The organism is Metallibacterium scheffleri, assembly GCF_002077135.1.
Lineage (GTDB): Bacteria > Pseudomonadota > Gammaproteobacteria > Xanthomonadales > Rhodanobacteraceae > Metallibacterium > Metallibacterium scheffleri.
This window is the reverse complement of the sequence record NZ_LDOS01000005.1, coordinates 23,623-36,058: the sequence shown is the minus strand read 5'-3', so window position 1 is coordinate 36,058 and position 12,436 is coordinate 23,623. Positions and strand designations below refer to the sequence as shown.

The 12,436-nt window shown below is 61.6% G+C and carries 6 protein-coding genes; 3 read left to right on the top strand and 3 right to left on the bottom strand.

The window, feature by feature from the left end; translation table 11 throughout:
- Window positions 1–7 precede the first annotated feature (7 nt).
- The 3 genes from Mschef_RS15465 to Mschef_RS15455 all read right to left on the bottom strand — a co-directional run bounded on the left by Mschef_RS15465 (window position 8) and on the right by Mschef_RS15455 (window position 7,772).
- Window positions 8–535 carry a hypothetical protein gene (locus Mschef_RS15465; protein ID WP_081130128.1) on the bottom strand — a complete coding sequence of 176 codons (528 nt, stop codon included), beginning with the start codon at window positions 533–535 and terminating at the stop codon, window positions 8–10.
- A 62-nt stretch (window positions 536–597) separates the two neighbouring features.
- Complete coding sequence (locus tag Mschef_RS15460) at window positions 598–2,346, bottom strand: PRTRC system ParB family protein (protein WP_168708928.1); 1,749 nt, start codon at window positions 2,344–2,346, stop codon at window positions 598–600.
- Between the two features lie 125 nt (window positions 2,347–2,471).
- Window positions 2,472–7,772, bottom strand: coding sequence for a helicase-related protein (locus Mschef_RS15455; RefSeq protein WP_081130126.1), 5,301 nt, complete (start codon window positions 7,770–7,772; stop codon window positions 2,472–2,474).
- A gap of 51 nt (window positions 7,773–7,823) precedes the next feature.
- On the opposite strand from Mschef_RS15455, the gene Mschef_RS15450 reads away from it, so the two are divergent.
- The 3 genes from Mschef_RS15450 to Mschef_RS15440 all read left to right on the top strand — a co-directional run bounded on the left by Mschef_RS15450 (window position 7,824) and on the right by Mschef_RS15440 (window position 12,429).
- Complete coding sequence (locus Mschef_RS15450; protein ID WP_081130125.1) at window positions 7,824–8,984, top strand: DHH family phosphoesterase; 1,161 nt, start codon at window positions 7,824–7,826, stop codon at window positions 8,982–8,984.
- A 72-nt stretch (window positions 8,985–9,056) separates the two neighbouring features.
- Entirely contained in the window at window positions 9,057–10,415 is a 1,359-nt protein-coding gene (locus tag Mschef_RS15445) for a site-specific integrase (protein WP_081130124.1), read from the top strand.
- A complete protein-coding gene (locus Mschef_RS15440; protein WP_136256461.1) occupies window positions 10,378–12,429 on the top strand; it encodes a hypothetical protein in 2,052 nt (683 codons plus the stop codon). Before Mschef_RS15445 ends, Mschef_RS15440 begins: the two co-directional genes overlap by 38 nt.
- The last annotated feature ends 7 nt before the right edge of the window (window positions 12,430–12,436 follow it).

The following is a 12,436-nucleotide window of genomic DNA, read 5'->3' as shown; positions in this document are numbered from 1 at the left end:
GCGGGACTCACAGGTCAAGGTCGGAAAGGAGGCTTGGCGCAGCCCCAGCAGGTGCGGCGGACGCTACGGGCGGAGTTGAAGTCGCTGCTGGCGCGGGCACGGCGTCATCATCGCCGGGGCTGTCATCCGCACCATCGGATTCGCCGGCCTCAGTAACGACGACAGGAGCTTTCTTGCCACCCGATGCCTTGCCGGGCTTCGCGGCTTTCTCGCTCGCGGCTTTTCGGCTGCTCTCGACCGCTGCATTGACCGCCGCCAGGTAGTGATCCTCAGCGCTGATGACCGCGATGCGGGAATCAGTCTTGGCCGTGACATGCTGATCCCACGCAGCATCCACATCACCACCGTTGGCGACGGTGAAGTAGAACGGTGTGATGAGCAGTGTGCGGAGTCCCGCCAGTTGCGGGTCGGGATCGTCGGCCTTGGCGATCACGGGCTGCACGATAACCTCCACGTTATCGGACATTCGTTTGAGTGTCAGCGTGATGCTGTCACCAGGTCGAATCACGGAAAGCAGTTGCGCAAGCAGGGTCATGGAAAGCTCCGATGTAGAAAGAGTGGTTTGAAGCTACAGCAGCAATCGAATGGCGCAAGTCGTTACGTTGCGTCCGCAAGTGCTGCTGGGGAAACACTCAGAACAGCGGACGGTACGTAGTGCTTCCAGTCGAAACCGGCAGCCATGATCGACGTTACGCTTGCCGCTTTCTTCTCAGCGAGGATGCCTTTCAGCCTCTTGGTGCCGTCAGGCTGCGCCTGCATCCATTTGGCGAAGCCGCTTTCGTCCAGGACCGCCTCGATACCCTCCCGCGTCAGCGAGAGCAGGTAATCGGTGGTCATCGTGAAGTGATCGGACAGGCTGACACTGCACGCATGGCAGATCGCCGCAGCGGCGGATGCAGCGCTGTAGCCGCTGCGGGCCGCATAGCTGTTCGCAGGGTGCAGCGACACCATCTGTTCGAGTCGCGCCCGGTACAGCGGCAGCAGTTCATTCATCGGTTTCGAGACGTACTCGGACAACCGCTTGATGTGGTCCTTGGTTGCGCCAGCCCCGTGCAGGTTGGCGAACGGCATGCCCGATGCCTTCATCAAGTCCTCGATGGCGAGAATCGAGAGGGCAATCGGGACGCGCGCGTCCTGCGTCAGCGTTTGCTTGGCCGCAGCCTCGTAGGCCGGGACCATGAGTTTGCGCGTGGCGCTTGCGACGCCTGCAGCAGAGGGCACGACGGCCTTCTTTGGCGCAGCAGCGGCCTTGGCCGGCGCTTGGCCGTTCACAGCGGGAACTGCGTCATTGGCCGGCGCAACCTTGGGACCTTCCGCTGCGACCGTGGCCGCACGCGCCGCCTCGATCTTCTGGCGGTTGCACGCGACCGAGAAGCACACGGGTTTTGAAACCGTGCCTTGGCGGCCATCCGGCTTGTCGTGCACCAGCGCGCCGTAGTGCATGCACTGGCGACATGCAGCGAATTGCTCCGTGCCCACCCCGGTTGCGCCATCGGTGGACAGCGGCGTATAGGTGGCCGGGTCTTTTTCGCTGTCGAACGCAACTGTTTGGAAATCGTCTTTCAGACTCGCACGCTTCGTTTCCAAAACGAAAATTGTCTTTTCATTGAAGCATGCCTTCTTCTTGCAGAACGAGCCGTCCAGGCCGTTGTCGAACAAGCTGCGCTGGTGCTCGGTATTGTGCGGACACCCGGCACAGCCGGAGCGGTCGAAGATTGCGCGGGACAGCGGAATGAGCACGCCCTTCAACTGCTCACGCAAGTCCGCGACACTGACATTCGACTCGATGATGCGCGTACAGAGCTTGTCCTGCGCCTCGAACGGAAGCCCGGCCAGCAGTTCCGCGTGAGCAACCGTGATGGCGCGATGGGCGACGGCATCCAGAACGTCGGGTGATGCGGTCAGCAGGAGCAGCCGGGACTGCAGTCGGGTCAGCGACCAGCCCAACTGCGTTGCAGTTGCCTGCAGGTCGCCGCCGCATAGGTCCATTGCCTCGCGTGCGGCCAGCGCTTCCTCGGCTACCGACAGATCGTCGCGTACCGTGTTCTCCTTGAGGGCCATTGTGCGCGCGGTGTGTTCGTCGCAATCAACGATTAGCGCCGGCACAGCCGCGAAGCCGATGGCCTTGCAGGCGCGCAACCGCCGCTCTCCGGCGATCAGGGAGTAGGACTCGTCATCGAGCCGGCGAACCGTGATCGCCTGAATCAAACCGTCCGCCTTGATCGAGGCGATGAGTTCATTCAGCGCGTCCTCGCGGAACGCGCGGCGCGGGTTGAATCCTTCAACGACGTGGATGGAAGCAACGGGGATCGTGGCTGTTTCGCCACGGGCGGCAGTCGTGTTCATGGGGCAACTCCGGTGTGAGTGGTGCGGTGTGGACACCCCACGCATACACCATGATCGCGTTCGCGCAAGTCGCGCTCGGCGCATGCGTGGCGCCGCCGAGAGAATCGGCGGCGCCAGCACTTCGATCAGGCGGCGATCACGGCAGGATCGACATGCTCGAAAGCCTCGGGGGCATCAGCGGCATCAGCCATGGCGCGCGGTGCGCTCCGCGCGATCAGCGTGCGCATGACGATGTTTAACCGTTCCTTGGCGGCAACGAGATCGGCCTGCTGCTTGAAAGGCTGCGCCAGCAACGCCCGGAAGTCCGCAATCTGCGCGTTCTCGCGTGCACACAGCTCACGCTTGGAATCGCGCCAGCCTGCAATCGCGGCAATCGCGTGGTCAAGACGGGCGATCATGCCAGCCGCGCTGATGCGGCCTTCCTTGTCGGGTGCCGCAGAAACCGTGCCGATCACGCCAACATCCCCGCCGATGGAAAGTTCGATTTCAGGATCGAATGCAGTGGCAACGAGGGTCAATTCAGCCTGTCGGTACGTGCCGAGATGGGTTCGAGTATTCGAGTAACCGCGCGAGCCGATGGACTTGGCGAGCGCATGCGCAAGTGCGTTTGCGCCATCCTTGAACGTGGTGTAGCGGGTTCCGCCTACAGTGATCTCGAACGGGTCACGCGGCGCTGACGCAAGATAGGACTCGGCAGCAGCGACGCGAGGCAGTACAGCCGCCATGCGCGCATCCGGGCCACCATCGCGTTCAAGCCATTTCAGGGAACGGTCGGCGTCATAGAGTCGGTTCGTGTGCGCACGCTTCAATGCTTCGAGGCGTCTGATGCTGTGCTCAAGCTCGACCTGCTCCATGATAAGGGGCTCTCCGGTTGCTGCGGCCTTCATTTCGGCTGCGCTTGCGGCCTGGCCCACAACATCATCGACCTCGCGCAAGTCTGAATTCGCTTTGCGGATTTGCTCGACGATGGTTGCCTTGCGCTCAAGCAATTGCCAGAGCCGCGAGTCGTATGTGCGCTCGGTGGCGTAACGAATGACGCAAACCTCGAAACCGGGGTCGGCTTCGTAGAAGGCATTGCCCTGCCGCAGGATGCGGCCCTCACGCTGTTCAAGATCGGACGGGCGCCACGGCGCATCAAGGTGGTGCAGGGCGACGAGGCGCCGCTGTACGTTCATGCCTGCGCCCATTTTCGATGTGCTTCCGATCAGGATGCGGACATCACCGCGATTCACTTTGTCGAATAGCGCCTGCTTCTGCAGATCGGTCTTGGCATCGTGGATGAAAGCAACTTCATGCGCGGCGACGCCGGCTTCGATCAATTTGGCGCGGAGATCGTCGTAAACGGAAAACGAACCGGAAAGCGACAGAATCACGTCTTGGCTCATGGCGTCCAGCGCGGCGATTGCCGCGTCGTCACCCTGGTTGGCGCGCGCGACCAGTTCCAGGTAGGCCGTCCGCTCGCTCGCCACGGCGCCGGTCGGCGTGGACAGGTCGCAGAACACCAGTTGCGTGCCGCGCCGGCCCGCCCACTGCTGGTGAATCGCAAGAATCCGACGCATCGCCGTGTTGACCTTGGAATCCGCGTGGTCGGCGGCGTTCGGCAGGCGCAGGCGCACATCAAGTGCCGCGAGCCGGGCATCGTTCGTGATCTTGAGCATGTTATCCACGCTCGGATCGGGTCTGGCCCCGTTTTCGCCGCACACCGCATTCATGCGCGGAATGACGCACTTCTCGATGTAACCCAGCAGAGCCGGCGAGGGCGGGCAGATCACGTTTTCTGGCTTGCCGCCCATGACCTTCGGCACCGGCCACTCCTGGCCGGTCGCCCGGCGGTGCATCACGTGAAGGTCAGTCATCGTGACCGTATCCGCAAAACGACGGTAAATCGCCATCATTTCGGGGACATTGAGAAAGCGCTTGAGGACCGTCTTCGCTTTCAAGCCGCGGCCCGAGGAATCCAGCTCGAAGCTGACAGTTTCCTCGGCAAAGGTGTTCGCCCAAAGATCGAACTCGCCCACGCCTTTTTCATCGAGCACGTCCAGCGCGAGGTAGCGCTGCATGGTGAACATTTCAGCAAGGCTGTTCGACACGGGTGTTCCGGTCAGGAAGAACACGCCACGCGCGGCATTCTTCTCGAACAGGAAACGCACCTTCATGAACAAGTCCTCGGCGCGCTGGCTGCCTTCCGGGTTCCCCAGGCCGGACACATTGCGCTTGGCTGTGACAAAGCCGAGGTTCTTGTATGCGTGCGCCTCGTCAACGACCAGACAATCGATTCCCATGGAATCCATGTCGGTCACGTCCGTATCGCGTTCGATGGACGCGAGTTTGGCCTTGATGCGCTCGCGGTAGCTCTCGATGAGCTTTTCCGTGCGCTTGATGATACGACCGTCAGCGCTTGCGGACTTCAACGAGGTAATGGCGCGCTGGAACTCAAACACCTTCTGTTCCATGTAGGAAACCGCGAACGCGGGCGGCACTGCAATGCGTGTGAACTGCGAATGGGCGACGATGACAGCATCCCAATCGCCCGTTGCGATGCGCGCGAACATCAGCTTGCGGCGGTCCTTGCTGAAATCGGCATCCGTCACGGCCAGGATGTTCGCACCGGGATAGAGCCGCATGAAGTCGCACGCCCACTGTTGCACCAGATGGTTAGGGACAGCGATCAGCGGTTTGCTGACCAGCCCCATGCGCCGCATTTCCATGACGGCGGCAATGGCGAGATAGGTCTTGCCAGCGCCAACGACCTGATCGGCCAGCATCACGCCATCTTGGATCATGCGCCAGACCGCGTTGATCTGATTCACGCGCAGCGAGATTTCGGCGGACTTGCCTGGGAAAGTCAGGTGCGAGCCGTCGTAGGCGCGCGGACGGTCGGTATTGAAGGTGTCGTTGTAGATGCGCGTGAGTTGATCGCGCCGCGCTGCGTCGTTCCAAACCCAATCGACAAACGCCTCATTGATGGATTCGCCCATCTGGCGCGCCGCTTCTGTCTCGGCGTGGTTGGTGACGTACTTCCCTTCATCCACTTTGTCGCGGACGATAATCGGTGTACGGCTCAGCAACTTCGCGTAGATTTCGGATGCAGTCATGCGAGCAGTACCGAAGCGCTCGAAGCCCTTGGTGTTGCAGGTCAGCACCATGTGTTGCACGGCGGCCACGAGGGTTACGACCGCATCCTGCAACCCAAGGTTGTCGGCACCAAACGCCGCATAGATCGCGCCTGGAACCCAGGGCGAGCCGACAGCAATATGGATGGCGCCAGGCTCAAGATCGGCGGGTTGCACCGCCTCAAGCGCTTTTACGTTGCGCTCGAACCGTGGATTGGCAGCCGCCGCCGTTTTGGCCTCGGCGAGCGCTTTCTTGACATTGCCGCTGAGGTAATCGTCAGCGACCGCCCAGGAACCGTTCGGGCGCTCGAACACGCAGTCGCCAAGCGCTTCAATCACCGCCTCGCGGGTCATGCCGAGCATGTCGGACATCACGTCAATCTCGACACGACCACGCTGGTTCAGGCACACCGCCAGCGCGTCTGCCGGCGAATCCACCTTTGACTCAATGGTCGGGAACAGCACGCGCCTGGTGAAGATCGCCGCCTTGTCGGCGCGCTCGATGGTCTTCCGGCCTTTCGGCATGGTGATGCTGGCGCGTGCGGCCTCTGCGGCGTCAAGGCGCTGGTAATTGACCTCCATGGCACGAACAAGAAAGGCATCGGCGTCGTCACGAAACGCATTGACGTTCGCGTTGCTATTGAGCAGCCCGAACTTGCGGCAGAAGGCGTCGTAGCGACTATTGAGGCGCGCGCGCAGCGAAACCAGCGTCGCCTCGTTCGCGTCGTCGCGCTCGGCGCCCATGAGCGCCTTGAGGCCATCGCGCAGGTCCATCAGGCCGGCCAGCCGATCACGGTCGCGCCCTACTACATCGACAGGCTCGGCGCGCAGTTCGTCCAGCGCATCCGGCAGGCGGCGCCAGAGCGCGCCATCCGTGCCGAAGTAGTGCCCGAACACCGGCGTTCCAGGCGGGATCTGCGCGGCAGACGCCGCCGACTCCGGGACGTTATGCGTTGCGTTGTAGATTGCGGACGGCAGATGCGCCACCGCCGCATCAAGGGCCGTAGCAAGATCGAAACCGTCCGGCGCGACGCATGCCGCATGGTCGGCGCGATACATGCCGCCGACGCGGGCCATACGGCCAAGCATCATGTGCGGGTTGTCGATGAAGTAGCGATTGACAGAGATCGGCTCACCGCCTTCCGGGTCATCGACAGGCACCACGTCGGACCATGCCGATGCGTCGGGGGTTTCGTTGGGCGCGGCCTTCTGCAGAAACACAATGTCCGTGGTGACATCCGTCGAGGCGTTGTCCCGGAACGCGCCGGCAGGCAGGCGGATGGCGCCGAGAAACCGTGCACGGGAAGCCAGCCACGCGCGCTCCGATGGGTCGCGCTTGTCCAGCAGGTAATGACTGACCACCATCGCCAGGACACCACCCGCGCGCAGTGCGCGCAGGCTCTTGGCGAAAAAGAAGGTGTGGATCGAGAACCCGCGCAAATCGCGGTTGTCCGCGTCGAATAGCGATTGCGAGCCGAACGGCGGGTTGCCGATGGCGAGGTCGAACCCGCCGCGCGGCAGGTTGACCTCCTGAAAGCCGGCGTTGACGATGCGGGCCTTCGGATACAGCGCCTTGGCAATATCCGCGGACAGGGGATCGAGTTCGATGCCCGTCCACCGCGAAGCGCGCAGGGCGTCATGGGCCAGCCCGACGAAATGCCCAACGCCGCAGCCTGGTTCGAGAACGCTGGCCGCTGCGACGCCGAAGCGCGCCATTGCCGCGTAGACCGCCTCGATAACGGCACGGGGCGTGTAGTGGGCATCCTGCGTCGAGCGGCGTGCCGCGGCCAGTTCATCATCACTCAGGATCGATTCGAGTTCGCTGACCTCTGCGGCCCAGCCATCGGCCACGCCGCCATCCGGGCGCCTGAACGCCTGCGGGAGGCCACCCCAACCAACATAGCGGACCAGCGTCGCTTTCTCTTCGTCCGTCGCGGTGCGTGAGTCACGCTGCAACGCCCGCAACAGCGCGATCGCTTCAACATTGCAGCGGAACTTGGTCTTGGCGCCGCCATGCCCAAGCCGAAGCGATCCAGGGATGTGATAGTTCGACGGCTCTGCGGATGGCGCAGGCGCCGTCGCAGGCGCGACGCGAGCCGTTGTTGCGTCGCCACTGGGCGCGGCAAGTACGTCAAGAATCATCTGCGAGAAAAGATCCAATTGCGAATCGGCAGCGACAACGGCAGCGCTTTGCATCGGGGTTGTCTCGGTGTGGGCGAGACAATCGAAATACACCATGTTTGCCGTGTGGCAAGACGCCGGGATGGCGTCCGGATAAGGCGTCGAATGGGGCTTGCCATATCGGGTTTTCATGTCAGTCTCAGGAGGTGAGACAGCGGCCGTGGACGGGTTCGGATTCAGGACATGAAAAGGCAATGGCGACAGCGGAGCACGGAGCGCGCAACGGCGGAAGCGGCGCGGGAAGCGGGTTTGTCCAGCCTGCAGGCGCGTCTTTTCGCGGGCCGCGTTAGCGAGCCGAATCCTGATCGGATCAAGACGCTGCTCAGGCCGTCATTACGGGATCTGCCGGCCATCGGGCAGCTTCCCGACATTGATGTTGCGGCGGCGCGCATTGCACGTGCCGTTACGACCGGAGAGATCATCGCCATTGCGACGGATTTCGATGCCGACGGGGCGTCGTCTTCGGCGGTCCTGTGGTCCGTGCTGACCGGGGCCTTGGCGGTCCCGGTGGAGCGCCTTCATATCGTGATCGCGCACCGCCTTGCGGACGGCTACGGGGTGTCAGACAACGTGGTGGACCGGATTCTGGCGCTCGAACCGCGACCGTCACTGGTGATTACGGCGGACCAGGCATCGGCCGACGGCCCCCGCATCACGCGCCTGAAGCAGGCCGGGAGCGATGTCGTGGTCACCGATCACCACCTGATCCCGGACGAAGGGTGTCCGAAAGACGCGGTGGCCTGCGTGAATCCGGCGCGGATCGACAGTGCGTACCCCGACCGCACCATCGCGGGCTGCATGGTGGCCTGGTGCGTCATGGCGATGACCGCGAAGGTCCTGCGGGAGAGCGGCGCGGCGGTGGGCGGTTCCATGCTGGACGCGCTTCAATATGCGGGCCTCGGAACGCTGGCCGATTGCGTGGACCTCGGGCGCAGCCGGGTCAACCGCTTCGCGGTGCAGTGCGCGATCCGGCACATGCGCGCCAGTTCGCTGCCGGTGTGGAAGGCGATGGCGAAGTACACGCGGGGCCGGTTCGACTCGCAGGCGCTGGCCTACCAGATTTGCCCGCGGGTCAACGCGGCCTCGCGGGTGCGCCATGCGGACCAGGCGGTTGCCGCGCTGTGCAGCACCGATGAAGCCACGGCGCAGTCCTGGGTGGACGCATTGGATGCAGCGAACACCGAGCGTCGCGCGATCCAGGCTGCGCTGCTCGAACGCGCGTTGGAGATGGCCGAGGAAGCCGTTGCGGACGGGGCGAGGGCCTTGTGCATCACCTTCTACGCCGATGGTCATGCCGGCGTGCACGGGATCGATTTAGGAACAGTGCCAAATCATGCTTTTTAAGGTTGACGGCCGGTCCCAAGAGGGTAAGTTGCCAATCTATGAAGTAGTGCAATTCGGAGCGGAACGCGGGCCATGAGGCTGCTCTTTCCCGACACCAGGTTGATGTTCGAAAACGACTTTCAGTCGGTCGCGTACGTGCCGTTCTTTCTGGACGACTCGGGACAGTACCTGGACGGCCCAAGCCAATACCTGCGCGAGCGTGCGCTGCTGGAGTGGCTACCCGAAGACGCCCTTCCTGTTCTTGCAAGTTCCAGCTTGGGCGGCTCTCTCAGCTATCCGACGATTGCGTCGCTGCGCACGATGGGAGAAAAACTCAAAAACTTCCTTGAATGGTGTGCGAGCAAAAAAATTGACTGGCGGTCAGCGGAATACACGGCGCACGTCATCAGCGGGTACCAAGCGCAAATGACCACGGGAGAATGGAGCCAAACCGGGCGCCCCTTGGATGGAAAGACCATAAACCAGCGCGCGAGCGAAGCCACCCTTTTCCTCGCCTGGACCTCGCAAGCAGGAGTTCGCAATCCGAGCGCGCCACCATTTGCGGTGCCGCGACGTCGCAAGAAGGCAAGCAAAAAGGAAGGAGGATCTGGGCGCGGAAAGGTGGCCGAGATCGACTCGCGCGCAGGAAGCGTATCTATGGACCCGCCCTTGTTCTGGCTGCCGACCCAACAGGAAGTCGGCTGTTGGCTTCGGAATGTTTATTCAGTGAAAGGGAAGGTCAAAGGCCTCTGTTGTGAGCTGATCCTCGAGACGGGAATTCGCAACAGGGAGTGCGTTGAATGGCGCGCGGACCTGCTTCCGATCGATCGAAAAGACTGGATCGTTCGCGGAGACAAGGTACACGTCCTCATTCGCGCTGGCACGAAGGGAAAGCGCGCGCAGCCAAGCGATATAGACGGACCTGCCCGCTGGGTGAAACTCCCAATTTCGTTTGCGGAGAGGCTCCACAGCTATCGATTGGAGGAGCGCCCATCGCAACACGCACGATGGGTTCGCGCGGCAAAAACGCCCGATGAAAAGTCGCGAAGAAGGCGGATGGGACTTCCGCCTCAACTGTTCCTTGGCGAGGGCTCAAACAGGCCCTTTGGTACGCGGATGCTGCACCGAGCGTGGACCGAGACCCCGGGCTGCCCGAAAGGCTGGAGACCCCATCTTGGGCGCCACTTCTGCGCTGGGCAGAAGTTGATTGACATCACTCTGGAGAAGATCAAGGCAGCGGGTGTCGACCTCGGCAAGCTCAACGCGGACTGGCTTACCGGTTCTGCGAACAACGACATTACGCTCGTCATTCGCCCGATGTTGGGACACATATCTGATGAAACGACGAATGGCTATCTGGGTTGGCTGCGTTCGTGGTTTGAAGCGCAAACGGGCCAGGGGCCATTGAGGTGGCATGATTACCTTGAGAAAGGCTGCTCAGGTGATGCATAAGCCTCCGCAAAATGCCAACGAGAGTCGCTTTCTTCTAGCCTGTCGACACGCAGACTACGCCGGAGAGCCGCTCGATTTCGCCGAGATTGCCCACGGCGCGCCTCACCAGATCCGCGGAAAGGGTGCGGCCAAATGGCTTGGCGGCTTTCGCGGAAGGCCCGTACTGGCTCTCCAGCTCAGAGAGGCTATCTCGCTCCATTTCGGAGCCAACAAGCCCCACGCCTTCGCTAGGCGGATCGCATCATTTCGAGGCCTCTGGAGGCTGTTTGACAGGCTAGAAAACGCGGGGCTTGAGCCGATCGAAGCGCTGGCCGACGTGGAAATGGCGCACGGATCTCTCTGGCTTCGCTCCGAGCAGCCCCCTGCCTACTCCGATTACGCGACCGCACGTATAGCCCTTGAAACGGCGAGAGAGCTTGCAGGGCTGGATCCACTCGCCTGGATGACATTGAGGAAAACGGAAAAGAAGCTCGGTGACGTTGCGACCAGAGAGCAGGCACATCGGATCTATCACGCGCTCAAGAGGCGGGTCTACGCAACGTACGATAGGTGGCGTAATGCAGATGAGCTGGCAGCTTCCGGAAGAAATCTGCTCGAAGTTCCCAAGGAAGAGCGATGCCCTCATTCCGGCGTAACGGCCGCGGACCTGCATGCCACGTACAGAGCACTGATCACTGCGTCAGGGAATCCGGTACCGAGCGCAGCAGATTTGCTCGTGGCGCTTGGACACGAGCCGTTCACGAAGTACGGGCGCAAGCGAGCCTTGGGTTCGGTCTACAGCTTAAGGGGCACAGGCATATCGGATCTAATTGCAGGGCTGTATCCAACTCAGTCAGTACTTCAGGACTTCTTCCATCTGTTCCTGATTCAGACCGGATGGAATCCACAGGTCTTGCTCGATATTGATGTCTCAACCGCGGCGTGGGCCACGAGAATTGGCAGACCAGAAGCGGACATCTACAGACTCATTAGCTTCAAAGTCCGCTCCGGAGAGTGGCAGACGACAATTTGCCGAGGCAAGCCGTCCCACTTTCCCTATCAGCTAATTACACGTTTGCACGAGCGAACAAGGCCACTTCGCAATGGCATCGCTGCCGGCCTGATTCCCTGCAGCAAGCCAAAAATTGCCCATCGGTCCCCGTGGCTCTATGTGTTGAGTCTGCGTGGAATTAGCGTCGAGCTGCTGCACGAAAAAAACTATCACCCTGACACCGCGCACAGGGATAGCAGCTATCTATCGACCTTGGTTGACGAGCTCAACCGGTCGGATCGTGCCAAGTACGAAATGCAATGTCACGAAGCCAAGGAAGCACATGAGGCCGCTCCGGAGCCGCCGGTGCCAATCGGAAATGTAACGGCATCGGATTTCCGCGACATCTACATCGGCAACGAATTTCTCCAGTCAGGCTACAACCTGGTCATTGCGAAACTAGCGGCCGGTCACTCAAACATGAGTTCGATACGTCGCTACCTGGCAACGCGCGCGTGGCGGCGACATAGCGAAGCCTCGGTTCGCAAGCTCATGGATCATCTCTGGGGCGAGATCGAAACACACCGAATCTGCGACCCGGCAATTCTGCGGGCGCTATGCGATCGCGGCGTTATCACCGAACAGCAGCGTGAACGGTGGGCGCGTGGCAAAGATAAGACATACCTCGGGATGGGTTGCGTCAACAGCATGAATCCCCCGAAATATATTGACCCTACCAACGATGGCACACATCCCTGCCGGAACCAGCATCGATGCACTATCTGCGAGCGGGGCATCGTGCTTCCAGAAAGTCTGACCGACCTCTGCAAGAGAGAGGCTGAGATTGAGTCATTGCGCATAGCAATGTCACTCGTTGCCTGGGAGCGTTCGGAAGACCTGCAGGACGAGGAATTTCGACTCCACGGAACACTCGCGCAGTTTGACCAGATAGAGCGCGCCAGCCATCTCGAGCACTGGCGCAAGGAAATCTTGGCTGGTCGACACCAACCCCTGGAATGGGAGGGGATGCATGTCGCAGGCTAGACGCCTC